The sequence below is a fragment of the Streptomyces cavernicola genome (assembly GCF_029968035.1).
Lineage (GTDB): Bacteria > Actinomycetota > Actinomycetes > Streptomycetales > Streptomycetaceae > Streptomyces > Streptomyces cavernicola.
The window spans coordinates 62,644-88,356 of record NZ_JASCIQ010000020.1; the positions used below are offsets into that span (position 1 = coordinate 62,644).

The following is a 25,713-nucleotide window of genomic DNA, read 5'->3' on the forward strand; positions in this document are numbered from 1 at the left end:
TCATCATGGCAATACATCGCCTGACGTGGGGAGTTAACAGGTAACAGCAGTTGACTGTTAACCCTGTCCACTGTGGATCGGCGCGAAATCCGGCCTACTGGTTCTCGACAGCGCGAGGGTGTTCGGCTTCCAGCCGCTCAACCCGCTCGCGGAGTTCCGAGAGTTCGGAGGTGACGTGCATCAGACGGTTCTGCAGGTCGCGCATGCTGGCCGCCGCGTCTTGAGCGGTGGGGTCGCCCTTCTTCGGGTCGAGGACGTACGTCCCGCTGCCCTGGCGACCCTGGACGAGCCCGTCCTCAGCCAGCTCCTTGTACGCGCTCTGCACCGTCATCAAGGCGACCTTGAGGTGCTTGGCGAGGTCCTTGGCGCCCGGGAGCTTCTGCCCTGGGCCGTACTTGCCCACAGCGATCTCGTTACGGAAGCGGGATGCGATCTCCTTGGCCGACGGGGGCTTCTTCGGGGTCCAGTCCATGCCATAGAGCGTATCTGACCTAGGTCATTTCCTTCTGCTGCCTTCGGAGGCTTGACACCCCCGAAGCGACCTAGGTAACTTCATCTCATCGAACTTACCTAGGTAACTCGCTCGGCCGGGTCCTGCGTTCCTGGGACCTCCGAGAACTGCTTGACCTGCAAGAACGCCTGTTTGGCCCCGTAATTCGGGATCTCCAGGCGCACACAACTCCACAGAGGACGGGGCTGAAGGCGAAAGCCGAGCGATGAGCCCTACGGCAGGACCAGGGAGACGGAAGGTCCTTAAAGGCCGCGCACCTACAGGGAGAGATCCCGCCCAACTGCGCTAACCACGAGCCGCCGAGAACGCAGACGCACCACAGAAAGACCCAAGGAGCCGCCGTAGGGGATGGCTCCTGCCCACCACCCGGTGGGTTCACCTCGGCGCGACCGTCGCGCCGGGATGTTCATACCGGGAGGAACACCATGGCCAAGCTCTTCAACTCGCTCCGTGAAGCCTTCGAGGCCGGAGCCTTCGACGACGAGCCCACCCCCAGCACGCCCAGCAAGCCGACCGTCATCCACAACGAGAACACCGGCTCCACCACCGTCATCAACGGCGAGCACATCGGCATCTGCGGCGGCACCCACTACGGCGACCTGACCTTCAACTTCGACCGCTGACCGCACGCCTCACCAACCACTCCGTAGCCCCGGGAGAGACCGTGTTCGCTTCGCTGTTCGTCCTGCTCTACGTCGCTCACCTCCTGTCCGACTACCCGCTGCAGACGGACCACCAGGCCAAGCACAAGGCCGGTGCCGGCACCTGCGGTTGGCGAGCGAACGCGGCCCACGCCGCCACTCACGTGGCTGTCACCACGGCCGCCCTCGCGGCTGGGATCGCGGTCCTCGGACTCGACGTGAATCTGGCGGCCGCCGCTGGCGCGGTGCTCTGGATCGGCGTCACGCACTCGGTCATCGACCGGCGCTGGCCGGTGGCCCGCTGGATGGCCTTCGCCCGCCAGGCCCGATTCGCACAGCACGGCGGCGCCGCCCACGTAGACCAGACCGCGCACCTGACCGCGCTGGCCATCGCGGCGCTCGCGATCGCCGGTCTCTCCTAGCTCCGCAGCCCCGATGGTCGTAGGCCGGGTTCGACTCCCGGCCGGGGCACCGCCCTCGCCGCTGCCGCGGCGTGAGGGCAGCACGACACCTTCCACGCTCATTCACCGATCAAGGGAGTTTCCCCGTGCCTACCTGGCGTCAGGACAGCAACGGCGACGTGACCGGCGACATCACCACGGTCGTGATCAGCGGCAACACCGGCGGCATGGTCCACCTCGGTAACGGCGACCAGATCGTCCACGTCCACAACGACGACGACACCTCGGACGACGACTGACCCTCGCGCACCGGCCGGGCAGGCCGCCTCTCACCACAAGACCACGGCCTGCCCGGCCCCACTTCTCGTCCCTCCAACTCAAGGGAGCGTCCCGTGAGTTCATCCTGCGTGTTCTGCTCCATCGCGGCCGGGCAGGCACCGGCCACCGTCGTCCGCGAGTGGGACGACGTGATCGCGATCCGCCCGCTCGGCCCGGTCACGCCGGGGCATGTGCTGGTCATCCCGCGCCGGCACGTCGCCGACGTCGGCGAGGACCCGCAGGTCTCCGCGCGGGCCATGGTCTGCGCGGCGGAACTGGCCGGGGAACTTCCCGCGGCGAACGTCATCACGTCCAAGGGCTCCGCCGCCACGCAGACGGTCTTCCACCTGCACATCCACGTGGTCCCGCGCATCGAGGGCGACGCGCTGCCGCTGCCCTGGACGCCGCAGCAGGCCGGGCACACGGCGAGCTGACACGGACCACCCCGCCTAGCTCCCGCCCCTCCACCAACGAATCCGCCGCATACGGCACTTGAGGAGAACTCGCCATGTTCGGACGCAACAAGAAGATCACCAACGACGCCGAGGCCCGCGAGGTCGAGCGCCGCCAGGCCGACGACATCCGCGCCGCGCACCGCGCCACGAAGTGGGGCCTGAGGTCCGCCGCGGACTTCCGCAAGAAGGTCACCGACGCCGACCAGCAGCTGTCGGACTGGAGCGCCGAGAAGCGCAAGCAGCAGAAGGCCGAGCGGGAACAGCAGCGGCTCGCCCAGTGGTGTGCCGACGAGGACCGGCGCCTGCGGGAATGGGTGGCCGCCGACACCTACGAGGCACGCAAGCAAGCCCGGCGGTGGTGACGCTCCCTCACGCCGTTCCTTCCCAGCACCAGCTGCCCTGATGGTCGCAGGCCGGGTTCGACTCCCGGCCAGGGCACCGCCCCGCCGCTCTGCGGCACGGGGTTCTCCTGCCGGGCCTGTCGCCTCTCACCAACTTCTCGACCGCGACCGGCCCGGCCTTCCTTCCTCGTCCCTCCAACACCAGGAGTTCGTCATGCGCGCGTACATCAGCGGCCACCGGGCCGTGAACGACACCGACCTCGTGGAACTGGCCCTCGGCACCCCAGTCGACCTGTGGCTCGGGGTGGAGGGCGAGAGCGAGATGGAGCGTGAGGCGCGGCTGGACGCGGCCCGCGACATCCTCGCCGAGAACTCGAACCTGCCCGACGACGCGCTCCGCGTCGCGGCCGAGACCATCGACGAGCACGCGGCGGAGCTGTTCAACGTCGTGTCGCTGCCCCACGTCTCCCGGCTCACCGACCGCCGTGCGGGCCGTAAGGCGGTGGCCGCGTGATGACCACGACCCCCAGCCCCGAAGCCCTCCTGGACCACGCGGGCAATCCCCGGCAGAGCCGGGCGACGTACCTCACCTACGAACAGTCCCGCCTCGGCATGGCGTTCCACGAGGCCGGTCACGCCGTCCTGGCCCTGGCGTACGGGCTGCACGTCGAGTCCAGCGAGGTCATCGCATGGACCGATGACAGCAGCTGGCGGGTCACCGGCAAGACGTTCTCTGACGCACCGACAATCCACGTCTGGCGTTTCGCGGCGATGTGCGCGGCCGGTCAGGTCACGCAGGTCAACTACCTGATGGCCTACGGCCTGTGGACTCCGGAACGGGCACTGGCCTGCACCGCTGAGCACGACCGCGAGATGGCCATCGACGTGCTGGCCCCGGAAGGCTTCCGCATCGGCCGCGAGCACGTCCCCGCGGGCGGTAAGTCGTGGTCGATGGTGCGCGGGATGGCCCGCCGCAAGGTCGAGCACCTGTGGCGCGAGATTCGCACCGTGGCCCACGCCATGGACGAGAACACGATCCTGACCGGCGACCAGATCGCGGAGATGACCGGCCTGGTCAACCCCGTGTTCGAAGCGGAGGTAGCGGCATGATCCGCATCGTCACCAAGAAGCGTCTCGCGCTCCTGGAAGCCGACCGGGTGGCCGCGTTCGAGCGGGCCCGCCGGGCGGCCGAGGCCGCGGAGGCGGAGTCCGGCCGGCACGCGGATGAGCTGTCCACGATCACCGGCCGCGCAAAGCGCGCCGAGGCCGAGGCGGAAGACAACTGGAGGCTGCTGCAGGACAAGCGGGCCGATCTGGCGGAGGCGAGGGAGGCCCTGGAGGCCGCTCGCGCAGAGACTCAGGTGCTCGGGTCGAAGCTGGGCGAGCTGCGGGAGCAGGCGTCGGTCAAGGGCCGGGAGAGGGCGCTGCTGTTGCACTACGGCGAGCCCCACACGATCTACGGCTCCTACGAGGAGGCACTGGCCGACACCGACACGCATGGTGTTCATGCGTGGAGTCGGGGCGGTGAACGTCCTGCGGCCGAGGCCGAGTGGCGCGTGGAGGCGTTCACGCGCGACGTCGAGTCGGGTGGATTCCGCCGTGCGTGGAAGCCCTCTCCGGAGCAGGTTCGGGGGGCGGCGTGAACAGTGTTCAGACGCGTTCAGCGGAGAAGGCACTGTCGGGCGGCACGTGGCTGATCGTGTGCGGCGCGATGCTCTACTCCATCCTCACGGTGACCCCGTTGATGGCGAAGCACACGGCGGATGAGTGGGACTGGACGGCACCGATCCTTCCCCTCGTGGTGGACGCCGCGGTCGTCATCGTGGTCAAACTCGACGACGTCCTGGCCCGCCTCGGCGGAGACGGCGGCCGCTGGCCGGTCGCGCTGCGATGGATGACCGGCCTCATGACGCTCGCCCTCAACACGGCCGACTCCGCGCTGAAGAAGGACCCGGTGGGCGTGGCTGTCCACTCGGTGGCACCGCTCCTGCTGATCGTCACTGCAGAGACCAGCCTCGCCTACCGGCGGGCCATCGCGGCCGCCCAGATGGCGCTGGCGGCAGAGCAGAAGGCCGAGCATGAGAAGGCCGCCCAGGCGGCCCAGGAGCGCGCCGAGCGGGCCGAACGCAAGGCCCGTGAGGAGCGCGAACAGGCGCGGCAAGAGGCCCGCGAAGAGCGCGAGCACGCCGAGAAGCTGGCGCGTGAACAGCGTGAGCACGAAGCTGCGTTGGCCCGTGAGAAGACCGAGCGGGAAGAGCGCCGGCTGCGCCAGGAGCGTGAGGACCGGGAGCGGGCCGAGGCTGCTGAACGTGAGGCCCGTGAACGCCGTGAACGCGAGCGTGAACAGCGTGAACAAGAGCGGCTGCGCCTTGAACGCGAGGCCGCGGAGCGGGCCGAGGCCGAGCAGCTTCGGCGCGCTGAAGCTGCTGCTCGTGAACAGCGGGAGCGGGCCGAGCGGGTCGAGCGTGAACGCGCCGCCCTGCTTGAGCGCGGCCCGGTCGAGGACAAGCTGCCCGAGGGCGAGGCCCGCCAGGTCGTCGCCGCTGCGTTCGCCGCAGGGCTGACGGTCCGGCAGGCCGCCGAACGGTGCGGCTGGTCGACGGGCTGGGTCAATGGCCTCTACTCCGAGCACCGCAAGGCCGCCGCTCCGGCCGGTGCTGAACTCGCGCTGGCAGGTCAGTGATGGCCACCGCGTACGGCAAGTGCTACGACCCCACCGGTGCCCGCCACGGACTCCCCACCTATCCGTGGCGGTACGCCCCGGACGGCTACGCCACCCGCCGGCAGCTCCGTGAGCGGGGCTTACGGCCGGGCGGTCAGCCGATAGCGGCCCAGCTCATGCGCACCTCGCGCCGCCGCAAGGCGGGCGTCGCCGTGGCCTACCTGTACCGCGTCGACCGCGCGAAGCCGGTCCGTCCGATGACCTCGCGGAAGTGGGGCGCGCTCGCGCTGGCGATGCTCGCCCGCCGCACCTGCCCCGTCTGCCGCCTCACCTACAGCTACTGCCTGCCGACCTCGCTCGGCATGTGCCTGAACTGCCACCAGATCGAGGAACAGCGCCCCGCCGCCTGACCGCATTCGCCGGGTCCGGCCGACTCGCCTCCTACAGCCGTCGGCCGGACCCCTGGTCCCTCCCCTGAGAGAAGGAATCGCCAGTGAACCACGACGACGAGAACGAACTCTTCAGCCGACTGGAGAAGGAGATCAGCGCCGACTCGTCGCCCGACTCGGGCGGGGAGGTAGTCGACCTCGACAAGGCCCGATCCGCTCGCGCCCAGTCGGCCGACTCCCGCGCCGCCGAGTCGCCCGACTCCACTCGGGCCGGATCGGGCGACTCCGAGGACACTGAGTCGGCCGACCCGGACAAGACTGTGTTGGTCGACCGACCGGCCCCCGCGTCGGCCGGTCCCGGCTACCTGGGTCGGCTGCGCTCCGCCCGACGCCGCGACGTCGTGCCGGTGTGGCTGCGCTCGGTCTCGGAGTTGAAGACTGCCACTGCCTGGGTGGCGCGGCACTACACCCACAGCGCCGGGTACCACGCACTGCGCTCCCCCGTCTACGCCGCCCGACTCACCCTCCAAGCCCCCGTCGGGGCCGCGAAGTTCATCGGCTCCACCCTGCGGTGGGTGACCGACGCGGAGGGCGCGCCGGTCCGCGCGGCAGCGGTGCGTCGGGAGGACGCGGGCGAGTACCTGGCCCTGTCGCGCAAGCGTGACGGTCGGGTCCGACTGCGCAGCATCATCACGGTGCTCGCGATGTTCTTCGGTATCGGCACCGCGCTTGCCATCTACGTGCTCGCGCCTGGCTGGCTCCAGGCGATCTCGGTCGGGGCGCTCGTGGCGGCGCTCGGCTTCAACGGCCGGCGCGCTGACGCCCCGGTCATCAACCGGGCCGTGGAGATGCCCAAGGCCACCAAGCTCACCTCTGACATCGTGCTCCGCGCGCTCGGCGCGCTCGGCATCGCACCGATCAACCAGGCCCAGGCCAAGGGCCGGGACGGGTTCGAGTTCACCGCCCCGATCACCCGCGACGGCCCCGGCTGGCGCGCCGAGGGCAACCTGCCCTACGGCGTCACCGTCACGGACGTCATCGAGCGGCGCGACAAGCTCGCCTCCGGCCTGCGCCGCCCGCTCGGCTGCGTCTGGCCCGAGGCCGTGCCGGACGAGCACACCGGCCGCCTGGTCCTCTGGGTCGGAGACCAGGACATGTCGAGCACGAAGAAGCCCAAGTGGCCGCTGCTCACCTCGGGTTCGGTCGACCTGTTCAAGCCCGTCCCGTACGGCACTGACCAGCGCGGACGCTGGGTCAACGTCACCCTGATGTACATCGCCGGGGTGATCGGTGCCATCCCGCGCATGGGCAAGACGTTCCTGCTCCGCCTGCTGCTCCTCATGGCCGCGCTCGATGCGCGGGCTGAACTGCACACGTACGACATGAAGGGCACCGGCGACCTCGACCCAGTCGGCAACGCCGTCTCACACCGGCACGCCGCGGGTGACGACGACGAGTCGATCCAGTACGCGTTGAACGACTTCCGTGCCCTGCGCGAGGAGCTGCGACGTCGCACGAAGGTGATCCGCTCGCTGCCGAGGGACATCTGCCCGGAGTCCAAGGTCACGTCCGCGCTGGCGGACAAGCGGTCGCTCGGGCTGCACCCGATCGTGATCGGGGTGGACGAGTGCCAGGTGCTCTTCGAGCACCCCGACTACGGCAAGGAGTTCGAGGAAATCGCCACTGACCTGGTCAAACGAGGCCCGGCCACCGGCATCGTGCTCCTGCTCGCCACACAGCGCCCGGACGCCAAGGCCCTGCCGACCGGCATCTCGGCGAACGCCTCGGCCCGCTGGTGCCTGAAGGTCATGGGCCAGCTGGAGAACGACATGGTCCTCGGCACCTCCGCCTACAAGCGCGGCGTGCGGGCCACGATGTTCTCCTGGGGCGACAAGGGCATCCACTACTTCGTCGGCGAAGGCTCGGACGCCCGCATCGTCGGCTCCGTCTACGTCGACGGCCCCACCGCCGACGCCATCGGCGCCCGAGCCCGCAAGGCCCGCGAGAAGGCCGGTCTCCTGTCCGGCTACGCCCTCGGCGAGGAGCCGCAGACGGCTGAGACCAGCTACGACCTGCTCGCCGACATCCTCGCCGTGGTCCCCGCCAAGGAGGCCAAGGCGTGGTCGGAGACGGTCGTGGCTCGACTCGCCGAGCTGCGGCCCGACACCTACGAGGGCTGGGAGCCTGACGGGCTCGCCGCCGCGCTCAAGCCGCACGGCATCAGCACCATCCAGGTCGGCCGGCGCGTGGACGGCAAGGTCGTCAACCGCCGCGGCATCGCCCGTACCGACATCACGACCGCGATTGCGGAGTGTGACGGAAAGCGGGACGCGAGCTGACCTTCCGGGGCCGCTAGCGATAGCGGCACCCCCCGCTAACGTTAGCGGCCCCGCTAGCACCCCAAACCGCCTGTGATCAGGCCGCTAGCGGATAGCGGCCCACCTGCGGAAACCCCTGAAAACCGCCTGGAAAGGCCCTTCATGACCCTCACGCTCCTCGCTATCGCCTGCCTGTTCGCCGTCACACTGTGTTACTGGCTTCTGTGTGTGGTCAGCCCGTTCGGGAACTGCCGCAAGTGCCGCGGCCTCGGCATGAAGACCCGCGTCACCCGCAGCGGCAAGGTCAAGGCCGGGAAGGTCTGCCGACGCTGCCACGGCGAAGGCCGCCGCATACGCGTCGGCTGGTGGCTCTCGAACCGGGCCAGCAGCATCCACCGCGACGGCACCCGCTGATGCCCCGCCCGCGCACCCTGCTCGCCCTCATCGCGCTCGGCGTCGCCATCGGCTCCTGCCACCGCGACCCCGCCCCGCACCACCACACCCACTCTCACCGTCCCAACTCGCTTCAGGAGATGCCGTCATGGCGCTGACCAACAAGGACCCGCACAACGCCCGCGAGATGGCCCGAGTCCTCTACCTGTCCGGCAAGGCGATGCGCCGCCAGTCCCGCGGCAAGTCCATCAAGGCCATCGAGAACGAGATCGACGCCATCCGCGAGACGGCCCAGGAGCGCGAGAACGCCAAGCTCCGCGGCCGCCGCCGCTGACCCGGGAGACGACCTGATGACACTCACGATCTCCCTCGCCCTGCTCTTCGGCGTCGGCGCGTTCGTCCTGATCCGCTTCAAGGCGGTCGGGCTCGTCGCCGCCGTGATCCTCGTGCTGTTCGGCTTCTACCTCGCCAGCACCGACGCCCGCACCACCATCAACGACCTCGTCTCGGGCGCACTCAGCATCGTCCGCAGCATCGACACCTAGGAGGGCAGCAGTCGTGAACGAACCCCTCGTCGCCAAGCACTGGCTCGCCCTCGCCGCCCCCAAGGCGGGCCCAGCCGTGGCCACGTCCACAGTGCTCATCCTGGGGCGGATCTGGAACGCCAACGGAGCCGAACACTCCATCGGGGATGCGGTGTTGCTGGGCGGCCTCGCAGCGAGCTGTGCGGCCGCCGGCGTCGTCTGCGCCAGCCGCCTCGGCAACACCACGGCGACCGCGACCGCGTTCACCGCCTCCGCCGCCCTCGCCCTCGCCGGGGTGGCCGGATACTCCGACGGCATCTCGCTCCCGCTGCTGCTGTGGGCCATCGCCACCGGCATCAGCTACGGCCTCGCCGCCCGCCTCTGGCGCAACGACCACAAGGAACAGACCCTCCACGACCGGCAGATAAGCGTGCGCCGCGAGGAACACGCCCACGTCGAACGCGTGGAGGCCATCCGCGCCGGAGCCCAGATCGAAACCGCCCGCGCGGGCGCCGCGTACGCCGAACAACTCGCCACGGCGCTGCTGACCCGCGCGAGCCTGCCCGGCTACAACCCGACCGCCCTCGCCGAGGCCGGACTGCCCCAACTCACCACCACCCAGCTCGAAAAGGAGCACTGACCGATGGACGAGACCTACGACGACGAGTTCTACGACTGCCCCCAGTGCGAGGAGGAGCAGGACAGCGGAGTCGTCTCCCCGCACTGCTGCGGCTGCGGCGCCGACGGGTCCGGCGAACGCCCCGACTGCACCTGCCAGTAACCACCGCCGAGAAAGGACTGACCCCCATGAACGACACCACGCCCGCTGAACTCGCCGAACAGGCCGCCCAAGCGATCCGGAACCTCAACCACGCCACCCTGCCCGGCAAGGACCAGCTCGCCTACCCGGGCGACGCGTACGAGACCGTCGGGCCGCTCGCCCGGCTCGCCCACCGGCTGCCGCAGAGCCTCGACCAGCTCACCGAGTTCCTGCGCAAGCTCACCGAGTCCGGCGCGGTGACCGCCGACTACGGCTCCGCCGAGGAGCAGCTGCTCGAAGCGCGCTCCGCGCTCGCGTCCAGCGCGCTGATCGCCCTGACCCTCGCCGAGCACCTCGACCGCGCCCACGAGGCCCTCGCCCCGCTCGGCTACGACGAGCGCGCGGCCGCGGCACCGAGCGGCCTCTGAACACGCCCGAGCGGGCCGCCTCTCACCACAAGACCGCGGCCCGCTCGGCTTCCTCGTCCCTCCAAGAGAGCAAGGAGAACCCCAGCATGACCCATACCGGCACCATCCGGCGAGACCGTCTCAGGCCAACCCCGGCCGGGCCGCTGGCCACGGCGTTGGCGCTCGCGGCCGGAGGCGTGCCCGTGCTGCCGCTCCGCAAGGGCAAGGTGCCCTTCGCGAACTGCCCCGCATGCCTCTACAGCAGGTGCGGCGGCCGGCCGAACATGAAGGACCCCGGTCCCTGCACCTGCGCGTCCCCCTGCCACGGCTGGGCCGCCACCACCACCGACCCGAGCATCATCAACTCCCCGGCGTGGGAGATGGCATGGCGCGAGGGAGTAGCCGTGGCTTACCACCCCGGCGGTGCCGGGCTCACCGTCGTCGACTTGGACGATGCCGAGGCCATCGCGTGGGCCCGTGCGTCTCTGCCGCCGACCCGGACCGTGGCCACCACGCGGGGAGAGCACTGGATCTACCAGGGCACCATGCGCTCCGTGAACGGCGTCCGTGACGGTGTGGACATCAAGTCGACGATGTCCTACGTCCGTTGGCTTGGCCCTGGCACCGGCTCTGTGGCTCCCCTGCCAGCAGCGGTGCGAGCGCTAGCTGCGAAGGAGCCCACGACAGCCCGACCGATGCCCCAGGGCCTCGCCATGCCCGAGCAGACCGGAGAGTGCCGTCACCGCACGCCCGCCTACCTGGAACGCGGCATCGCCATGGCCGAGCAGCGCATCGCCGACGCCCCGAGCACGGTCCACAACACCGTCTACGCCACGTTCCTCGCTGTGCTGTCCACCCACGGACGCTGCGGCTGCCTCACCGAAGCGCACGCCGAGCGGCTGTTCACGGCGGCGCAGGCCAAGGGCGAGTCGCTCCGGCACTGCTCGGACGCGTGGGCCAACGCCCGTACGAAGTTGGGACTGTAGCGATGTCCGAGGACGAGAAGACTCCGGCCCGCGAGGTCATCGCGGACTACGCCCAGCAGCACTTCCGGTACTTCCGCACCGCCGACGGCACCGTGTACGCGCAGAAGAACGGCCACCCGGTGGCCCGTCCGATCCGCTCTCAGGGCACCTCGGGCAGCCACCGGCAGGAACTCATGGTCGGCCTGTTCAACGACGGGCTCGGCGTATTCAACGGGACCAGCCTCAAGGAGGCGTTGGACTTGATCGAGGCACTCGCGATGAGCCAGCCCGTACAGCAGGTCCACATCCGCGTCGCGCCGGGATTCGACGGCGCGACCTGGCTCGACCTGGGCCGCACCGACGGCAAGTCCGTCCGCATCCACCCCACCGGCTGGGACATCCTCACCCCCGACCCCGCCGAGGTGTGCTGGCGACGTACGCAGCTCACCGGCGAACTGCCCTTGCCCGTCAAGGACACCGACGGCAAGGGCATCGACCTGCTGCTGCGGCTGTGCAACTTCGCCACGGCGGAAACCGAGTGCCTGGCCATCGCCTGGCTGATCGGCTGCCTCGGCCCGTCCGTGCCCGTGCCCGCCCCGTTCCTCACCGGCCCCCAGGGCGCGGGCAAGTCCACCGGCGGGCGGATGCTCGTGCGGGTCATCGAGGGCATGAGCGGCGACCTGCGCCGTGCCCCGAAGGACGAGGAGAACCTGATCACGGCCGTCGCCGCCGGATGGGTCACCGCCCTGGACAACCTCTCCCACATGGCTCCGGACCTCTCCGACGCCATGTGCTGCATCGTCACCGGTGCAGAGACCGTCAAGCGCGCCCTGCATACCGACGGCGACGTCTACCGCGCCCGCTACCGCCGCCCGCTGCTGCTGACCGGCATCGACGTCGGCGTCATCCGGCCCGACCTCGCCGAACGACTCCTGCCACTCCGCCTGGAGCGGCCCGGGGTCCGCCGCACAGAGGCGGAACTGTGGGGGGAGTTCGCGGAGATCCTGCCCATCGTGCTCGGCTCGCTCCTCGACCTCACGGTCAAGGTCCGCGCCGCCGAGGCCAACATCCCCACGGATCTGCGGATGGCGGACTTCGCGCACCTGTGCGCTCAGCTCGACGCGGCGACCGGCTGGGGCGCGCTCAACGCCTACCGGGCCAGCCTCGACGACCTCAACGACGACGTCATCGAAGGCGACTTGCTCGCGCAGACGGTCCTGCAGCACGCCGCCGACATCGCGCCGGGGTCCGAGCAGCGGATGACGTCCACCGAATGGCTCCACTGCCTCACCCGCCTCTACTCGGGCGAGGACTGCCGTCCCCTGCCCAAGGGGTGGCCGACCACCGGCAAGGTCCTCTCCGACCGCCTCAAGCGCCTCCAGCCCACCCTGGCCGCCCGCGGCGTCCTCATCGACTCGGGCCGCACCAAGGAGGGCCGCTACATCGAGATGGCCCGTCCGACGGCCCCACCTCCGCACCAGCAGGAGGCCATGGTCTAACCGGCGCACAAGCAAGAAGAGCACCACGCGCCAGACCCCGGTGCTCTTCTTGCTGTTCGGCGGCTCGCCGCCGCCCGATGGTCGCGCCGCGAAGCGGCTCCCTCTTCAAGCCCCTGAGCCGCACACAACAACAGACACCCACCCTCTCTTTTTCCTAAGAGAAGAACGCTGCGTCACCTGCGTCACCCACGCCCCGAAAACGCCCCGCGACCTGCGGCAACGGCGGTGACGCAGACGGCCGATTCTGCGTCACCTCGCGTCATCTGCGTCACCCGCGATGACGCAGACGCAAGCCGGTGACGCACACCCCAATCCCTGCGTCACCACAAAGGTCCAGGTCAGAGCGGTACATGACGCAGATGACGCGGTGACGCAGAAATCCCCACCTCGGACACACGCGGCCCCGAGCCGCCCGAGCCGACTCCCTCCGAGGACCTCATGAGCCGAACCAGTTCCGCTCACCCCGACCCCACCGCCGCCCTCCGAGGCGGCCTCCCCGACCGCTACCTCACCCCCGAGGACATCGCCGCGATGTTCGGCGTGCCCCTGGAGACCGTCTACCAGTGGCGCAAGAAGCGCACTGGCCCGCCCGGATTCCGGATCGGCAGGCACGTCCGCTACGACCCCGTCGACGTACGCGCCTACGTCGACGCGCTCCGTACCGCTGACGCAGAAGTCGCCTGACGCACAGCCGTACGAACCCTCAACTCCCGTGGGGCAGGCCCGTCCTGGGCCTGCCCCACAGCCATTCCCAGAAGGGCCCGGCCACAGATGGCAGGACACATCCAAGACCGCTGGTTCAAGACCGAAACCGACCCCGACGGCAAGACCCGACGCGTCAAGACCGACCGCCACGGAAAGGGCATGCGCTACCGCGCGCGCTACATCGGCCCTGATGGGTCCGAGACGAGCAAGAGCTTCCCCGACGGGCAGAAGCGCCTCGCCGAGAAGTGGCTCACGAACATTGCGGCCGACATGTCTCGCGGCCAGTACATCGATCCGCGTGCAGCTCGAATCACCTTCAAGAGCTACGCCGCGAAGTGGCTCAGGGATCACACCGCGGACCTGTCGAGCCGGATCGTCGCGGAACAGCGGCTACGCCTGCACGCGTTTCCGGTACTCGGCTCACGCCCGCTGGACTCTTTCCGCCCCGAACACATCCGCGAACTCGTGAGCGTCCTGGAGAAGGACGCCGCGGTGAGTGGCGCTTATGCGCGCAATATCTACGGCGACGTGCGAGCGGTACTCAGCGCGGCCGTGGACGACGGGCTCCTGCCACGCAATCCCTGCACGGCGAAGTCCGTACGCCCACCGGCCGTCGAACGGCGACGGATCACGCCGTGGCTGGCCACTCAGGTCTTCGCGGTCCGCGAGGCGCTTCCTGAGCGCTACCGGGCCATGGTGGATACGGGAGCGGGATGCGGACTCCGGCAAGGAGAGATCGTCGGTCTCGCCGAGGATGCGATCGACTTCGAGGGCGGCATCCTCAGGGTCGTCCGCCAGGTGAAGCTCATCCGTGGCAAGGCCGTATTCGCCCCGCCCAAGTGCAGCAAGGAACGTGACGTGCCGCTGCCGTCGTCGGTGGCGGAAGCCCTGCGTGTCCACATGGACGCCCACAAACCCGTGGAGACCACACTGCCGTGGCGAAGGCCCGACGGTCCGAAGGTGACAGCGCGGCTTCTCTTCACGAACTCCGCGAACGGAGTCGTGTGGCGCAGCAACTTCAATATCCAGGAGTGGAAGCCCGCCCTCTCGGCGGCCGGCCTCATTCCGGAGGCCGACACCGACGGCAAGTACGTGTCTGCCCGCGAACACGGAATGCACGCCCTCAGGCACTTCTACGCGTCGCTTCTCCTGGACGCCGGTGAAAGCATCAAGGCTGTCAGTCAGTACCTCGGGCACACCGACCCGGCCCTGACTCTGCGCGTGTACGCCCATCTCATGCCGTCGAGCCAGGAGCGGACCCGTAAGGCGGTCAACAACGCGTTCCTAGTTCCCAAGATCACGGCCCGACGACGGCCCAGGAGGTAAACGACGGCCCCCTATCGGCACCAAACGCGCAGGTAGGGGGCATGATCCGCTCGAACTCAGGCAAGTTCTCCAGGCTTAGGCATGACCACTCAAGTGTCGCAGACATACGACGACGGGCCCGCCGCCCTGTGGACAACGAGCCCGCCACCGTAGAAAACGCAGGTCAGAGCAGTAATACGGGTCAGCCGGAGCCGACGAAGAGCACCAGGAGCAGCCAGACGACGGGCGCCGTCGGCAGCAGCGAGTCCAGGCGGTCCATGATCCCGCCGTGCCCCGGAAGCAGCGTGCCCATGTCCTTGATGCCGAGATCCCGCTTGATCATCGACTCACCGAGGTCGCCGAGCGTCGCGCTCGCCGCGACGGCGAAACCGAGCAGCAGCCCCTGCCACCAGGAGCCCCCGTCGATCAGGAACTCCATGCACAGCGCGCCCGCCACCATCGCGAACGACACCGCACCGAGCAGCCCCTCACGGGTCTTGCCGGGACTGATCCGCGGCGCCAGCTTGTGCTTCCCGAACCGCCAGCCCACCGCGTACGCACCGGTGTCGCTGACGACCGTCAGGACCAGGAACGTCAGCACCCGCCAGGCACCGTCGTCCGCGGTCAGCATCATCGACACGAACGTCGCGAGGAACGGCACGTAGAACGCGGCGAACACCCCGGCCGTGACGTCCCGCAGATAGCCCTCGGGCGGTTCCGTCATCCGCCACACCAGCACCGCGAGCGCGGTCAGCGCCATCGCCACCCACGCGCCCTCGGCCCCGCGCACATACCCGGCGACGACCATCGCCGCGCCGCCCACCGCGAGCGGCACGAGCGGCGCCTTGATGTCCTTGCGCTCCTGCAGACGCGACGTCAGCTCCCACAGCCCGACGACCACGGCGACCGCTATCACACCGACGAACACGGCCTTGACGACGAACAACGACGCCACGATCACCGCGCCGAGCCCGACACCGACCCCTATGGCCGCCCGCAGATCGCGGCCCGCACGCTTCTTCTGAGGCGGCTGCGGCACCTGAGGTGTGGGGCTGGCCATGGGCTCCTGCGGCATCTCGTCGCGGAACAAGGGGCCACTCACCAGAGCGGCCCCCGCCTCGCTGTCGAACCGGTGTGCAGCGCCTGCGCCGCTGTCGGGCACTTCGGGCACGGTCGGCATGGGCCGAGTCTGCTGCGCGTCGGCCTCATCGTAGGCAGGACCCGCCGGGGGGCGCCCCTGGGCGGGGCCCGTCTCGGGCGGACCCCAGTGACCGGCCTGCGCCGGAGCCCCCCACGAAGAGTCGTTCATCAGACCTCGAGCAGCTCGGCTTCCTTGTGCTTCAGCAGCTCGTCCACCTGCGCGACGTACTTCGCGGTGGTGTCGTCGAGCTCCTTCTCCGCACGACGGCCCTCGTCCTCGCCGACCTCGCCGTCCTTGACGGCCTTGTCGATGGTGTCCTTGGCCTTACGACGCACCGAGCGGATCGAGACCTTGGAGTCCTCGGCCTTGGTCTTGGCGACCTTGATGTACTCCCGGCGGCGCTCCTCGGTGAGCTCCGGGAACGTCACACGGATGATGTGGCCGTCGTTGCTCGGGTTGACGCCCAGGTCCGAGTCGCGGATGGCCTGCTCGATGTTGCGCAGCGCGCTCTTGTCGAACGGCGTCACCACGGCCATGCGCGGCTCCGGCACGGAGAACGAGGCCAGCTGGTTGATCGGCGTCAGCGCACCGTAGTAGTCCGCCACGATCTTGTTGAACATCGCCGGGTGCGCACGCCCCGTACGAATCGCGGCGAAGTCCTCCTTGGCGACCACGACGGCCTTCTCCATCTTCTCCTCGGCCTCGAGGAGGGTCTCTTCGATCACCACTTGCTCCTGCGTGTCTTGAGTGGGCTGGGGGCGCCCCGCGTATCCCGTCTCCGGGTACGGCAAGGGCACCGGCTGCGTCGCGTCTCTTCCTGCACGGTGTCCGACCGGCAGGACATTGTCCATCCCCCGGGCCACGCCCGGGAGATGAGGGTCAGGACCGGGTGCCCTGGTCGCTCACGAGAGTGCCGATCTTCTCACCCTTGACGGCCCGAGCGATATTGCCCGCCGCCAGCAACTCGAAGACCAGGATGGGCAGTCGGTTGTCCCGGCACAGCGTGATGGCCGTCATGTCGGCCACCTTCAGGTCACGCGTGATGACCTCGCCGTACTCCAGGGCATCGAACTTCACCGCGTCGGGGTTCTTCTTCGGGTCCGAGTCGTACACCCCGTCGACGCCGTTCTTGCCCATCAGCATCGCCTCGGCGTCGATCTCCAGGGCGCGCTGCGCGGCAGTGGTGTCGGTGGAGAAGTACGGCATGCCCATACCGGCGCCGAAGATCACGACGCGGCCCTTCTCCAGGTGCCGCACCGCACGCAGCGGAATGTACGGCTCGGCGACCTGCCCCATCGTGATGGCGGTCTGCACCCGGCTGTCGATGCCTTCCTTCTCCAGGAAGTCCTGCAGCGCAAGGCAGTTCATGACCGTGCCGAGCATGCCCATGTAGTCCGAGCGGGCCCGGTCCATGCCACGCTGCTGCAGCTCCGCACCGCGGAAGAAGTTGCCGCCGCCGATGACGACGGCGATCTGTGCGCCGTCCCGGACCACAGCCGCGATCTCACGCGCGATGGCGTGCACCACGTCAGGGTCGACGCCAAGGCCTCCGCCGCCGGCGAACGCCTCGCCGGAGAGCTTCAGCAGAAATCGGCCGGTCGTTTTCCCGTCACCGCTGTTGTCGGCCTTGGTCATGGGGAGATCTCGCTCTCTTGCGTGGCACACATACAAGAAGGCCATTGCCGGGGGTACTTGCGTCCCACTGCGGCAATGGCCTCCTCGTCAGATCTGCGGTCGTCCGCCGCCCGCGGCACTCCGCGGGCACATCCTGTCCCGGACGACTGCTGTCGACCCTAGCGGGGTCTTGAGTCGAACGCGGTACGGACTCAGATGCCGACCTTGATGCGCGAGAAGCGCTTCAGGCTGACACCGGCCTCCTTGAGGACCTGCTCGACGGACTTCTTGGCGTCCAGGGCGTACGGCTGGCCGAGCAGCGTCGCGTCCTTGAAGAACGCGTTGACGCGACCCTCGACGATCTTCGGGAGCGCGGCCTCCGGCTTGCCCTCGGCGCGCGTGGTCTCCTCGGCGACACGACGCTCGGACTCCACGACCTCGGCCGGGACGTCCTCACGGGTCAGGTACTTCGGAGCGAACGCGGCGATGTGCTGCGCAACACCCTTGGCGAGGTCCGCGTCGGCCTTGTCCAGCTCGACGAGAACACCGATCTGCGGCGGCAGGTCGGGCATCGTGCGGTGCATGTACGCCGAGACGTAGGCACCCTCGAACTGGGCGAAGCGGTCCAGGACGATCTTCTCGCCCAGGAGGGCGTTGGCCTCGTCCACGTACGCCTGCACGGTCTTGCCGGCCTCGATCTCGGACGCGAGCAGCGCCTCGAGGTCCGCGGGCTTGGTGGCGGCGACGTGCGCGGCGAGCGCGTTCGCGACGGCCTGGAACTTCTCGCCCTTGGCGACGAAGTCCGTCTCGCACTTCAGCTCGACGATGACACCCGAGGTGTTGTCGTCGGCGATCAGGGAGACCACGGCACCGTTCTCGGCGGAACGGCCCTCGCGCTTGGCGACGCCCTTCTGGCCCTTGATACGAAGCGCCTCGACGGCCTTGTCGACGTTGCCGTCGGCCTCGTCGAGCGCCTTCTTGCAGTCCATCATGCCGACGCCGGTGAGCTCCCGGAGCTTCTTGACGTCGGCGGCGGTGTAGTTCGCCATGATTCAGTGAATCTTTCTCGAAGTCTGTGACGGCCGCCGGGCTCGAACACGGGCGACCAGAGATCTACGGATCTACGGTGACGGGTCGACGGCGGGGGCACCACGACCCCCGCCGTCACCTACCGACCTGTGACCCTGTGACCTGTGAAAGGTCAGGCCTGCTCGGCGGCCGGGGCGTCAGCCTCAGCCGGCTTCTCCGCCTCGGCGGCCTTCTCGGCCTCGGCCGGCTTGTCAGCCTCGGCCTTCTTCTCACCCTCGAGCAGGTCGCGCTCCCACTCGGCGAGCGGCTCGCCGGCGGCCTTCTCGCCCTTGCCCTCACCGGCACCACCGGAGCGGGCGATGAGGCCCTCGGCGACGGCGTCGGCGATCACACGGGTGAGCAGCGTGACGGAGCGGATCGCGTCGTCGTTGCCGGGGATCTTGTAGTCGACCTCGTCGGGGTCGCAGTTCGTGTCGAGGATCGCGACGACCGGAATGTTCAGCTTCCGGGCCTCGCCGACCGCGATGTGCTCCTTCTTGGTGTCCACGATCCAGACGGCGCTCGGCACCTTCTGCATCTCGCGGATACCACCGAGGGTCTTCTCCAGCTTGGCCTTCTCACGCGAGAGGACCAGGAGCTCCTTCTTGGTGAGGCCCGACGCGGCCACATCCTCGAAGTCGATCTGCTCGAGCTCCTTCAGGCGCTGCAGGCGCTTGTAGACGGTCGAGAAGTTGGTGAGCATGCCGCCCAGCCAGCGCTGGTTCACGAAGGGCATGCCGACGCGGGTCGCCTGCTCGGCGATCGCCTCCTGCGCCTGCTTCTTCGTACCCACGAACATGACCGTGCCGCCGTGGGCGACGGTCTCCTTGACGAACTCGTAGGCGCGGTCGATGTACGACAGCGACTGGAGCAGGTCGATGATGTAGATGCCGTTGCGCTCCGTGAAGATGAAACGCTTCATCTTCGGGTTCCAACGACGGGTCTGGTGACCGAAGTGGACGCCGCTCTCCAGCAGCTCCCGCATCGTGACGACGGCCATGGCCGTACTCCTTGATTTTCTCGGTTGTGTCCTGACACCCCGGCGCGCGCCATGCCACGTACCTGCGTACGGGACCGAGGGGCGCTGACACCTTCCGGGCTCTTCAGCCAGGTGTCGGGGCGTGCGAAGTCGACCCGGTGGCCCGGATCGCCACAAGAAGTGTACGGGACCCGCGACGTACCGGGTGACGCCGATATCCACAACCGGCCAGTACTCCACAGATCCACACCAAGATCACCCCCACCCACCCCCTCCACGGCAGACTCCAGACATGCACCTCACACCCCGAAAACCCCGGAAACCAGGCCACCTTCAGCGCCCTCACCGCGCCCGACACCCGCGCACACCACGACGCCCGCGAACACTCCGACCAACCCTGAGCCTGGCCCTCGCAGCACCGGCAGCGATCGCCGCAGCAACCGGCGGCGGCCTGAGCGACACCCCGGCAGGGCACACCACCGCCCGCCCGGCCACAGTCGCGGCAGCCCCGTCAACCGTCCCGAACGTCCCGCGCGACGACGACCAGGCACGCACTTGGCCCGTACGCGGAACCACCGGCACCGGACCACCCATCCTCCGCGGCTGGCACCCACCCACCACGCCCTACGGCCCCGGCCACCGCGGCATCGACCTCGCCGCACCACCCGGCACCCACATCCACGCACCAGCCCCCGGCCGCATCTCCTACACCGGACGCATCGCACACCGAGGAGTCCTCACCATCGACCACCACACCACCGGCGACCCACCCCTGCGCACCACATACGAACCCGTACACGCCCTCGTCGACAAGGGCGACGAAGTAGCCACAGGGGACGTCATCGGAACCGTGGAGCCGCAAGAAAAAGCCAAGGCCAAGGCCCACTGCACGCAGCCCTGCCTGCACTGGGGGCTACGCCGCGGCACGACCTACCTCAACCCACTCACACTGCTGCCCACGTCACTCGTCGACCGGGGGCCGTCACGACTACTGCCGGTTTGGGGGTGTGAGGGGGGCTGAGGGTGGGGTGGAGGGGGCAAGAGGTGGAGGGGAGGGAGGGGGGCGGGGGGGGAGGGCCCCGGTACGTCAGCCTCGTACGCCCCGAAGCGCCATCCCCACCGCAGCCTCCGTGATCACCTCAGGGTCCTCGGCGGCGCCGAGTTCGATGCGGCGTACGGCGGCGTCGACGATGCCTTGGAGGAGCATCGCCGCCAGGCGGGGTTGTTCGTGGCCGAGGGCTTCGAGTGCTTCGCCGATCATGGCGACGAGGCCGCCGTGTGCGGCGCGGATCTTCTCGCGGGCGCCGGCGTCGAGTTCGCTGGAGGAGATGGCGACGACGGCTCGGTGGCGGCGGTCGCCGACGAGGGCGAGCTGGGCCCGCACGTATGCCTCGACGGTGTCCTCGGGGCCTTCCGCGGCCTGCATCGCGGTTTCGACTTCGGCGGCCCAGACGGGGAAGTCGACTTCGCAGAGCTCCTCGACGACGGCTGCGCGGGAGCGGAAGTACTCGTAGACGGAGGATCTGGCCAGCCCTGTGCGTTCGGCGAGCGCGGGGAAGGTCAGCGCCTCCGTTCCGCCCTCGGACAGCAGGGACCGGGCGGCGTCAAGGAGGGCGCCGCGCTGCATCGACCGGTGCTCGGCCACTGAGGCCGCTCGAATCCTTGGCACGTACCCCACTGTACGGAGCAGACGTGCTGTGCGGGAGTCGGCTCGTGCGGGCGTCGACCGGATGCCGGGTGGTCGTGGGCGCGTTGTCCGGGTGTGCGGCGTTCGTGCGCCGCGTCCGCGCGTCGTGCCTGCTGGTGTCGGCGTTGATCTGATCGCCGGCTGCGGGCGTTGTTGTGCGTGGTCGTGGGGGCAGGACCGATTCAGCGTCCGAAGCCGGCGAGCTTGGCGCGGAGCTGCAGGACGGACTTGGTGTGGATCTGGCTGACGCGGCTCTCGGTGACGCCGAGGACGTTGCCGATCTCGGCGAGGGTGAGTCCTTCGTAGTAGTAGAGCGTGACCACGGTCTTCTCGCGTTCCGGCAGGGTGTTGATGGCGCGGGCGAGGAGTCGGCGGAGTTCGCGGTCCTCGGCGATCTCCACGGGGTTCTCGGCGGCGGTGTCCTCGAGGGTGTCCATGAGGCTGAGCCTGTCGCCGTTCTCGCCGCCGACGTGGAGGAGTTCTTCGAGGGCGACGACGTTGGCGAGGGACAACTGGCTGAAGACCGAGTGGAGTTCTTCGAGTGCGATGCCCATCTCCGCGGCGACTTCGCTTTCGGAGGGTGTGCGGCGGAGTTGGGCTTCGAGGGTGGCGTAGGCGCGTTCGACGTTGCGTGCTTTTTGGCGTACGGAGCGTGGGATCCAGTCGAGGGCGCGGAGTTCGTCGATCATGGCGCCGCGGATGCGGGTGATGGCGTACGTCTCGAATTTGATTTCGCGGTCGATGTCGAACTTCTCGATGGCGTCGATGAGTCCGAATACGCCGGAGGAGACGAAGTCTGCTTGTTCGACGTTGGGGGGCAGGCCGACGCTGACGCGGCCTGCGACGTATTTCACCAGGGGCGAGTAGTGGAGGATCAGTTGTTCGCGCAGTCGTCCGTCGCCCGTCGCCTTGTACGACCTCCAGAGTTCGTCGAGCGACGAGGGTGCGGGGGGCCGCGCGCCGTCGCGGGCGGCGGGGGGATTGGCCGCTGCCCGGTCGGACCCGGAGGTGTGCTGGGGCATTCGTTGCCTTGAGCCGTTCTGCTGTGGATCGAGTACGTGCGCGTCGAAGTCGGAAGCTTTGTGAGCGTAGCGTGACTGGAGTGTCGCAGTGTGCGAAGAGTAGGGGATCTCTTCGCTGCCGGTTGTTCAGTCGGGGTTGTCGTACCTCGTTCTCGGCGGGTGTGCGAGTGGGGGCTCGGGGGTCGAAATCACAGAATCTGCCAAGGTCATCGGGGATCGTCCGGACGGCGCAACGTGACGCTTCAGGTGTCTTCGCGTTTGTCTTCGCGTCGCGGAAAGTCGCTTCGGGTGGTCTGGCGTGTCAACTTCCAGTTGTCGCCGTGTCGTTCGACGAATCCGAGTGATTGGAGTTCGTACAGGCTGGCGATGGTGTCGTCGGGGGTGGTGGCGGCGTCGGTGGCGATGGTGGCGGCGGGTGTGGGGCGGCCGGCGGGAAGTGCGGCGAGTACGCGGGTGGCGAGGGGTTTGAGGAGGTCTCTGGGGATGACGGGGCCGCGTTGTTCGGGTGCGAGTTGGCCCATCTCGCCGATGAGTTCGATGACTTCGGCGGCGTCGGTGACGAGGGTGGCTTCGCCGCGCAGGAGTTGGTGGACGCCGGCGGACTGGCTGCTGGTGGCGGGGCCGGGGACGCCCATGGTGTGGCGGCCGAGGCGTGCTGCGTTGCGTGCGGTGACGAGTGCGCCGCTGCGGTGGGCGGCTTCGATGACGAGGGTGCCGCGGGTGAGGGCGGCGATGATGCGGTTGCGTTGGATGAACCGGTAGGCGGTGGGGTGGGCTCCTGGGGGTAACTCGGCGATGAGCAGGCCTTGTTCGGCGATGCGTTGGAGGAGTCCGGTGTGCCCGCGGGGGTAGGCGGTGTCAACTCCGTTGGCGAGGATGGCGGCGGTTGCGCCGCCTGCGGCGAGGGTGGCGCGGTGGGCTGCTCCGTCGATGCCGTAGGCGCCGCCGGAGACGACGACCCAGCCGTGTTCGGCGAGGCCTGCGGCGAGTTTGGCGGCCATGTGTGCGCCGTATTCGGTGCAGGCGCGGGCGCCTACGAGGGCGACGGAGCGGAGGGCCCATATGCGGAGGTCGGCGTTGCCGCGGACCCAGAGGCCGACGGGTTGGGCGTCGCCGAGGTCGCGGAGTTGGCTTGGCCATTCGGGGTCGGTGGGGATGAGGAAGCGGGCTCCGGTGGTGTGTGCGGTGTGGAGGTCGGTTTCGGGGTGGGTGGTGGTGGCGCGGTTGCGTAGTCCTGCGAGGCGTTGGGGGGTGATGCCTGGGAGGGGTGTGTCTTCGTGGGTGAGGTGGTGGAGGAGGCGGGTGGCGCCGTAGGTGCGGAGCCAGCGGCCGGTGTTGTCGTCGCCGGGTTCGAGGATGCGGGTGAGGGTGATGCGTGCGCGGCGTTCGTCGTCGGGTCCGTGGTGCGGGTCCGGGGTGGGCGGCGGGTGGGTCGTGGGCATGGGTGGGCCTCGTGCGGCTTGAAGGCTTGCGGGTGTGGGGAGTTGAGGGTCCGGCGTTGGAGGTGGGCGGCGGTCAGGGGGCGATGGCCATGGGGGCGCCTCGGGGGATGCCGGTGCGGAGTTGGATGGCGAGGGTGACGTCGCGGGCGTCGGGGCGGTCGCGGCCGCCGAGGTCGGCGATGGTCCAGGCGATGCGGAGTACGCGGTCGAGGCCGCGGGCGGTGAGGAGTCCGCGTTCCAGGTCGCGTTCGGCTTCGTGGAGGGCGCCGGGGGCGGGGTGCCAGCGGGTGCGGAGTTCGTGTCCGGGGATGTGGCTGTTGGTGGTCCAGGGCGTGCCGGTGAGGCGTGCGGCGGCGCGTTGGCGGGCTTGGCGTACGCGGTCGGCGACCTGGTGGGTGGATTCGCCGCGTTGGACGGTGGCGGTGAGGTCGGCGCGGGTGACGGGTTCGACGTCGACTTTGAGGTCGACGCGGTCGAGGAGGGGCCCGGAGAGTCGGCTCTGGTAGCGGCGGATGGCTCCGGGTGTGCAGGTGCCGTCCTCGCCGCGGCCGCTGCAGCGGCCGCAGGGGCAGGGGTTGGCGGCGAGGATCATCTGGAAGCGGGCGGGGAGTTGGACGACTCCGGCGGCGCGGGCGACGACGACGTGCCCGGATTCGAGGGGTTGGCGTAGGGCGTCGAGGGCTTTGGCGCTGAACTCGGGGGCCTCGTCGAGGAAGAGGACGCCTCGGTGGGCGAGGGAGACGGCGCCGGGGCGTGGGAGTCCTGGGCCGCCGCCGACGAGGGACTGCATGGTGGCGGAGTGGTGGGGTGCGCAGTAGGGCGGGGCTTCGACGAGGGGTCGGCCGGGTGGGAGGGTGCCGGCGACGGAGTGGACGGCGGTGACTTCGAGGGATTCCTTCTGGGTGAGGGGCGGCATGATCGAGGGGAGGCGTTCGGCGAGCATGGTTTTGCCTGCGCCTGGGGGGCCTTGGAGGAAGAGGTGGTGGCCGCCGGCTGCGGCGACTTCGAGGGCGGTGCGGGCGGCGATCTGGCCGACGACTTCGGCGAGGTCGTGGTGGGCGGCGGTGGCGTCGGGGGTGCCGATGGTGGCGAGTGTTCCGGCGAGGCCGACGGGGGTGTGGGTGGCGCGGTTGGTGTCGGTGTCGGGGTCTTCTTCGGGTACGGGTTCGTCGGTGAGCAGGGCGATGAGTTGGCGCAGGCTGCGGACGCCGAGGACGGTGATGCCAGGGACGAGGGCGGCTTCGGCGGCGGCGTGTTCGGGGACGACGACCTGTTCGTAGCCGGCGTCGGCGGCGGCGAGGACGGCGGGCAGGACGCCGCGTACGGGGAGGACGCGTCCGTCGAGGCCGAGTTCGCCGATCATGACGACGTCGGCGAGGGTGCGGGGGTCGAGGCGTTCGGCGGCGCCGAGGACGGCGCAGGCGACTGCGAGGTCGAATCCGCTGCCGCCTTTGGGTACGGAGGCGGGGCTGAGGCCGACGGTGAGTTTTTTCTGGGGCCAGGCGTTGCCGGAGTTGACGACGGCGGCGCGGACTCGGTCGCGGCTTTCGGTGAGGCTCTTGTCGGGGAGTCCGACGAGGGTGAAGGCGGCGACGCCGGGTTCGAGGTCGGCCTGGACTTCGACGACGACGCCTTCGACGCCGACGAGGGCGACGGAGCAGGTGCGGGCGAAGGCCATCAGGCCACCCCCTGCACGTGTTCGACGACGGGGGCGCCGCGGCTGGGCAGGAGGATGCCGATGAGGTCGATGCGGACGCCGCCGGGTGGTGGGCCTCCGTGTTGGTGGAGCCAGCGTCCGGCGAGGGTGCGCAGGCGGTCGGCCTTGGCGGGGGTGATGGCCGCCATGGGGTGTTGGAAGGGCTGGTGGGTGTGGGTGGGGTCGGGGTGTCCTCGGCGGGTTTTGACTTCGCAGAGGACGAGGGTGTCGTGGTCGAGGGCGACGATGTCGATCTCGCCGCCGGGTCCTGAGCGCCAGTTGCGGTCGAGGATCTTCATTCCTGCGGCGACGAGTTGTCGCGCGGCGAGGTTCTCGCCGTACTTTCCGAGTGCTCCGCGTGCGTTCATGGGGCACCACCTCCGGGTTCGAAGGTGGCGTATCAGCGCCGCGGTTGTGGATCTTGGTGGATAACCGGCCGGTTGTGGATAACTTCGTCACCCACAGGGGTC

The 25,713-nt window shown here is 69.3% G+C and carries 34 protein-coding genes; 23 read left to right on the forward strand and 11 right to left on the reverse strand.

Features of this window, described 5'->3' with window-relative positions:
* Positions 1-94 precede the first annotated feature (94 nt).
* Positions 95-472 carry a GntR family transcriptional regulator gene (locus tag QIS96_RS19745; protein WP_282543974.1) on the reverse strand — a complete coding sequence of 126 codons (378 nt, stop codon included), beginning with the start codon at positions 470-472 and terminating at the stop codon, positions 95-97.
* Positions 473-936: 464 nt separating this feature from the next.
* On the opposite strand from QIS96_RS19745, the gene QIS96_RS19750 reads away from it, so the two are divergent.
* From QIS96_RS19750 to QIS96_RS19855, 22 genes are all read left to right on the forward strand, one after another.
* Positions 937-1,134 (forward strand): hypothetical protein, encoded by a 198-nt coding sequence (locus QIS96_RS19750; RefSeq protein WP_282543975.1) that lies wholly within the window; start codon positions 937-939, stop codon positions 1,132-1,134.
* A gap of 41 nt (positions 1,135-1,175) precedes the next feature.
* Entirely contained in the window at positions 1,176-1,574 is a 399-nt protein-coding gene (locus QIS96_RS19755) for a DUF3307 domain-containing protein (RefSeq protein WP_282543976.1), read from the forward strand.
* Positions 1,575-1,699: 125 nt separating this feature from the next.
* The gene (locus QIS96_RS19760) at positions 1,700-1,852 is read left to right on the forward strand and encodes a hypothetical protein (RefSeq protein ID WP_282543977.1); all 153 of its coding nucleotides are present in this window, start codon (positions 1,700-1,702) and stop codon (positions 1,850-1,852) included.
* Positions 1,853-1,945: 93 nt separating this feature from the next.
* The gene (locus QIS96_RS19765) at positions 1,946-2,305 is read left to right on the forward strand and encodes an HIT family protein (protein WP_282543978.1); all 360 of its coding nucleotides are present in this window, start codon (positions 1,946-1,948) and stop codon (positions 2,303-2,305) included.
* A gap of 74 nt (positions 2,306-2,379) precedes the next feature.
* Positions 2,380-2,688 carry a hypothetical protein gene (locus tag QIS96_RS19770; RefSeq protein WP_282543979.1) on the forward strand — a complete coding sequence of 103 codons (309 nt, stop codon included), beginning with the start codon at positions 2,380-2,382 and terminating at the stop codon, positions 2,686-2,688.
* Between the two features lie 193 nt (positions 2,689-2,881).
* Positions 2,882-3,181 carry a hypothetical protein gene (locus QIS96_RS19775; RefSeq protein ID WP_282543980.1) on the forward strand — a complete coding sequence of 100 codons (300 nt, stop codon included), beginning with the start codon at positions 2,882-2,884 and terminating at the stop codon, positions 3,179-3,181.
* Positions 3,181-3,777 carry a hypothetical protein gene (locus QIS96_RS19780; RefSeq protein WP_282543981.1) on the forward strand — a complete coding sequence of 199 codons (597 nt, stop codon included), beginning with the start codon at positions 3,181-3,183 and terminating at the stop codon, positions 3,775-3,777. Before QIS96_RS19775 ends, QIS96_RS19780 begins: the two co-directional genes overlap by 1 nt.
* The gene (locus QIS96_RS19785; RefSeq protein WP_282543982.1) at positions 3,774-4,310 is read left to right on the forward strand and encodes a hypothetical protein; all 537 of its coding nucleotides are present in this window, start codon (positions 3,774-3,776) and stop codon (positions 4,308-4,310) included. The genes QIS96_RS19780 and QIS96_RS19785 overlap by 4 nt, the downstream gene beginning before the upstream one ends.
* Positions 4,307-5,350, forward strand: coding sequence for a DUF2637 domain-containing protein (locus QIS96_RS19790; protein WP_282543983.1), 1,044 nt, complete (start codon positions 4,307-4,309; stop codon positions 5,348-5,350). Before QIS96_RS19785 ends, QIS96_RS19790 begins: the two co-directional genes overlap by 4 nt.
* Positions 5,350-5,739 (forward strand): RRQRL motif-containing zinc-binding protein, encoded by a 390-nt coding sequence (locus QIS96_RS19795; protein ID WP_282543984.1) that lies wholly within the window; start codon positions 5,350-5,352, stop codon positions 5,737-5,739. The genes QIS96_RS19790 and QIS96_RS19795 overlap by 1 nt, the downstream gene beginning before the upstream one ends.
* A gap of 83 nt (positions 5,740-5,822) precedes the next feature.
* Entirely contained in the window at positions 5,823-8,057 is a 2,235-nt protein-coding gene (locus tag QIS96_RS19800) for a cell division protein FtsK (protein WP_282543985.1), read from the forward strand.
* Positions 8,058-8,198: 141 nt separating this feature from the next.
* A complete protein-coding gene (locus QIS96_RS19805; RefSeq protein ID WP_282543986.1) occupies positions 8,199-8,450 on the forward strand; it encodes a hypothetical protein in 252 nt (83 codons plus the stop codon).
* The gene (locus QIS96_RS19810; protein WP_282543987.1) at positions 8,450-8,587 is read left to right on the forward strand and encodes a hypothetical protein; all 138 of its coding nucleotides are present in this window, start codon (positions 8,450-8,452) and stop codon (positions 8,585-8,587) included. Before QIS96_RS19805 ends, QIS96_RS19810 begins: the two co-directional genes overlap by 1 nt.
* Entirely contained in the window at positions 8,578-8,763 is a 186-nt protein-coding gene (locus QIS96_RS19815) for a hypothetical protein (RefSeq protein ID WP_282543988.1), read from the forward strand. The genes QIS96_RS19810 and QIS96_RS19815 overlap by 10 nt, the downstream gene beginning before the upstream one ends.
* 16 nt (positions 8,764-8,779) lie before the next feature.
* Positions 8,780-8,974, forward strand: a complete 195-nt coding sequence (locus QIS96_RS19820; protein WP_282543989.1) for a hypothetical protein — start codon at positions 8,780-8,782, stop codon at positions 8,972-8,974.
* Between the two features lie 13 nt (positions 8,975-8,987).
* Positions 8,988-9,593: a hypothetical protein gene (locus QIS96_RS19825; RefSeq protein ID WP_282543990.1), complete on the forward strand. Its 606-nt coding sequence runs from the start codon at positions 8,988-8,990 to the stop codon at positions 9,591-9,593.
* Positions 9,594-9,596: 3 nt separating this feature from the next.
* A complete protein-coding gene (locus QIS96_RS19830; protein WP_282543991.1) occupies positions 9,597-9,734 on the forward strand; it encodes a hypothetical protein in 138 nt (45 codons plus the stop codon).
* Between the two features lie 26 nt (positions 9,735-9,760).
* Positions 9,761-10,141, forward strand: a complete 381-nt coding sequence (locus QIS96_RS19835) for a hypothetical protein (protein WP_282543992.1) — start codon at positions 9,761-9,763, stop codon at positions 10,139-10,141.
* 86 nt (positions 10,142-10,227) lie between these two features.
* Positions 10,228-11,106: a bifunctional DNA primase/polymerase gene (locus tag QIS96_RS19840; protein WP_282543993.1), complete on the forward strand. Its 879-nt coding sequence runs from the start codon at positions 10,228-10,230 to the stop codon at positions 11,104-11,106.
* Positions 11,107-11,108: 2 nt separating this feature from the next.
* Positions 11,109-12,584, forward strand: a complete 1,476-nt coding sequence (locus QIS96_RS19845) for an ATP-binding protein (RefSeq protein WP_282543994.1) — start codon at positions 11,109-11,111, stop codon at positions 12,582-12,584.
* Between the two features lie 438 nt (positions 12,585-13,022).
* Positions 13,023-13,268, forward strand: a complete 246-nt coding sequence (locus QIS96_RS19850; protein WP_282543995.1) for a helix-turn-helix transcriptional regulator — start codon at positions 13,023-13,025, stop codon at positions 13,266-13,268.
* 87 nt (positions 13,269-13,355) lie between these two features.
* Positions 13,356-14,615 carry a tyrosine-type recombinase/integrase gene (locus tag QIS96_RS19855; protein WP_282543996.1) on the forward strand — a complete coding sequence of 420 codons (1,260 nt, stop codon included), beginning with the start codon at positions 13,356-13,358 and terminating at the stop codon, positions 14,613-14,615.
* Positions 14,616-14,796: 181 nt separating this feature from the next.
* On the opposite strand, the gene QIS96_RS19860 is transcribed toward QIS96_RS19855, so the two are convergent.
* The 5 genes from QIS96_RS19860 to rpsB form a co-directional block, all read right to left on the reverse strand.
* Positions 14,797-15,903: a phosphatidate cytidylyltransferase gene (locus QIS96_RS19860; RefSeq protein ID WP_282543997.1), complete on the reverse strand. Its 1,107-nt coding sequence runs from the start codon at positions 15,901-15,903 to the stop codon at positions 14,797-14,799.
* A complete protein-coding gene (gene frr / locus QIS96_RS19865) occupies positions 15,903-16,460 on the reverse strand; it encodes a ribosome recycling factor (RefSeq protein WP_161702561.1) in 558 nt (185 codons plus the stop codon). Before frr ends, QIS96_RS19860 begins: the two co-directional genes overlap by 1 nt.
* Positions 16,461-16,614: 154 nt before the next feature.
* On the reverse strand, positions 16,615-17,370 hold the full coding sequence (gene pyrH / locus QIS96_RS19870) for a UMP kinase (RefSeq protein ID WP_282543998.1): 756 nt from the start codon (positions 17,368-17,370) through the stop codon (positions 16,615-16,617).
* A 191-nt stretch (positions 17,371-17,561) separates the two neighbouring features.
* The gene (tsf, locus tag QIS96_RS19875; protein WP_282543999.1) at positions 17,562-18,398 is read right to left on the reverse strand and encodes a translation elongation factor Ts; all 837 of its coding nucleotides are present in this window, start codon (positions 18,396-18,398) and stop codon (positions 17,562-17,564) included.
* Positions 18,399-18,550: 152 nt separating this feature from the next.
* Positions 18,551-19,417, reverse strand: coding sequence for a 30S ribosomal protein S2 (rpsB, locus tag QIS96_RS19880; protein ID WP_282544000.1), 867 nt, complete (start codon positions 19,415-19,417; stop codon positions 18,551-18,553).
* Positions 19,418-19,688: 271 nt separating this feature from the next.
* Between rpsB and QIS96_RS19885 the strand changes: the two genes are divergently transcribed.
* Positions 19,689-20,417: a murein hydrolase activator EnvC family protein gene (locus tag QIS96_RS19885; protein ID WP_282544001.1), complete on the forward strand. Its 729-nt coding sequence runs from the start codon at positions 19,689-19,691 to the stop codon at positions 20,415-20,417.
* 66 nt (positions 20,418-20,483) lie between these two features.
* Here the strand turns inward: QIS96_RS19885 and QIS96_RS19890 are convergent, their stop codons facing one another.
* The 5 genes from QIS96_RS19890 to QIS96_RS19910 all read right to left on the reverse strand — a co-directional run bounded on the left by QIS96_RS19890 (position 20,484) and on the right by QIS96_RS19910 (position 25,611).
* Entirely contained in the window at positions 20,484-21,041 is a 558-nt protein-coding gene (locus tag QIS96_RS19890; RefSeq protein WP_282544063.1) for a TetR/AcrR family transcriptional regulator, read from the reverse strand.
* A gap of 224 nt (positions 21,042-21,265) precedes the next feature.
* Positions 21,266-22,105 carry an RNA polymerase sigma factor WhiG gene (whiG, locus tag QIS96_RS19895; protein WP_282544002.1) on the reverse strand — a complete coding sequence of 280 codons (840 nt, stop codon included), beginning with the start codon at positions 22,103-22,105 and terminating at the stop codon, positions 21,266-21,268.
* A 242-nt stretch (positions 22,106-22,347) separates the two neighbouring features.
* Positions 22,348-23,547: a DNA-processing protein DprA gene (gene dprA, locus QIS96_RS19900; protein ID WP_282544003.1), complete on the reverse strand. Its 1,200-nt coding sequence runs from the start codon at positions 23,545-23,547 to the stop codon at positions 22,348-22,350.
* Positions 23,548-23,620: 73 nt separating this feature from the next.
* Entirely contained in the window at positions 23,621-25,225 is a 1,605-nt protein-coding gene (locus tag QIS96_RS19905; protein WP_282544004.1) for a YifB family Mg chelatase-like AAA ATPase, read from the reverse strand.
* Entirely contained in the window at positions 25,225-25,611 is a 387-nt protein-coding gene (locus QIS96_RS19910; protein WP_282544005.1) for a YraN family protein, read from the reverse strand. Before QIS96_RS19910 ends, QIS96_RS19905 begins: the two co-directional genes overlap by 1 nt.
* Between the last annotated feature and the right edge of the window lie 102 nt (positions 25,612-25,713).

Excerpts from the sequence above, each read along its gene's own strand:
- QIS96_RS19745 (WP_282543974.1), bottom strand. The coding sequence starts at position 472 with ATGGACTGGACCCCGAAGAAGCCCCCGTCGGCCAAGGAGATCGCATCC.
- QIS96_RS19750 (WP_282543975.1), top strand. The coding sequence starts at position 937 with ATGGCCAAGCTCTTCAACTCGCTCCGTGAAGCCTTCGAGGCCGGAGCC.
- QIS96_RS19770 (WP_282543979.1), top strand. The coding sequence starts at position 2,380 with ATGTTCGGACGCAACAAGAAGATCACCAACGACGCCGAGGCCCGCGAG.
- QIS96_RS19775 (WP_282543980.1), top strand. The coding sequence starts at position 2,882 with ATGCGCGCGTACATCAGCGGCCACCGGGCCGTGAACGACACCGACCTC.
- QIS96_RS19780 (WP_282543981.1), top strand. The coding sequence starts at position 3,181 with ATGACCACGACCCCCAGCCCCGAAGCCCTCCTGGACCACGCGGGCAAT.
- QIS96_RS19785 (WP_282543982.1), top strand. The coding sequence starts at position 3,774 with ATGATCCGCATCGTCACCAAGAAGCGTCTCGCGCTCCTGGAAGCCGAC.
- QIS96_RS19795 (WP_282543984.1), top strand. The coding sequence starts at position 5,350 with ATGGCCACCGCGTACGGCAAGTGCTACGACCCCACCGGTGCCCGCCAC.
- QIS96_RS19805 (WP_282543986.1), top strand. The coding sequence starts at position 8,199 with ATGACCCTCACGCTCCTCGCTATCGCCTGCCTGTTCGCCGTCACACTG.
- QIS96_RS19810 (WP_282543987.1), top strand. The coding sequence starts at position 8,450 with ATGCCCCGCCCGCGCACCCTGCTCGCCCTCATCGCGCTCGGCGTCGCC.
- QIS96_RS19815 (WP_282543988.1), top strand. The coding sequence starts at position 8,578 with ATGGCGCTGACCAACAAGGACCCGCACAACGCCCGCGAGATGGCCCGA.
- QIS96_RS19820 (WP_282543989.1), top strand. The coding sequence starts at position 8,780 with ATGACACTCACGATCTCCCTCGCCCTGCTCTTCGGCGTCGGCGCGTTC.
- QIS96_RS19830 (WP_282543991.1), top strand. The coding sequence starts at position 9,597 with ATGGACGAGACCTACGACGACGAGTTCTACGACTGCCCCCAGTGCGAG.
- QIS96_RS19835 (WP_282543992.1), top strand. The coding sequence starts at position 9,761 with ATGAACGACACCACGCCCGCTGAACTCGCCGAACAGGCCGCCCAAGCG.
- QIS96_RS19840 (WP_282543993.1), top strand. The coding sequence starts at position 10,228 with ATGACCCATACCGGCACCATCCGGCGAGACCGTCTCAGGCCAACCCCG.
- QIS96_RS19845 (WP_282543994.1), top strand. The coding sequence starts at position 11,109 with ATGTCCGAGGACGAGAAGACTCCGGCCCGCGAGGTCATCGCGGACTAC.
- QIS96_RS19850 (WP_282543995.1), top strand. The coding sequence starts at position 13,023 with ATGAGCCGAACCAGTTCCGCTCACCCCGACCCCACCGCCGCCCTCCGA.
- QIS96_RS19855 (WP_282543996.1), top strand. The coding sequence starts at position 13,356 with ATGGCAGGACACATCCAAGACCGCTGGTTCAAGACCGAAACCGACCCC.
- QIS96_RS19860 (WP_282543997.1), bottom strand. The coding sequence starts at position 15,903 with ATGAACGACTCTTCGTGGGGGGCTCCGGCGCAGGCCGGTCACTGGGGT.
- pyrH (WP_282543998.1), bottom strand. The coding sequence starts at position 17,370 with ATGACCAAGGCCGACAACAGCGGTGACGGGAAAACGACCGGCCGATTT.
- tsf (WP_282543999.1), bottom strand. The coding sequence starts at position 18,398 with ATGGCGAACTACACCGCCGCCGACGTCAAGAAGCTCCGGGAGCTCACC.
- rpsB (WP_282544000.1), bottom strand. The coding sequence starts at position 19,417 with ATGGCCGTCGTCACGATGCGGGAGCTGCTGGAGAGCGGCGTCCACTTC.
- QIS96_RS19885 (WP_282544001.1), top strand. The coding sequence starts at position 19,689 with ATGCACCTCACACCCCGAAAACCCCGGAAACCAGGCCACCTTCAGCGC.
- whiG (WP_282544002.1), bottom strand. The coding sequence starts at position 22,105 with ATGCCCCAGCACACCTCCGGGTCCGACCGGGCAGCGGCCAATCCCCCC.
- dprA (WP_282544003.1), bottom strand. The coding sequence starts at position 23,547 with ATGCCCACGACCCACCCGCCGCCCACCCCGGACCCGCACCACGGACCC.
- QIS96_RS19905 (WP_282544004.1), bottom strand. The coding sequence starts at position 25,225 with ATGGCCTTCGCCCGCACCTGCTCCGTCGCCCTCGTCGGCGTCGAAGGC.
- QIS96_RS19910 (WP_282544005.1), bottom strand. The coding sequence starts at position 25,611 with ATGAACGCACGCGGAGCACTCGGAAAGTACGGCGAGAACCTCGCCGCG.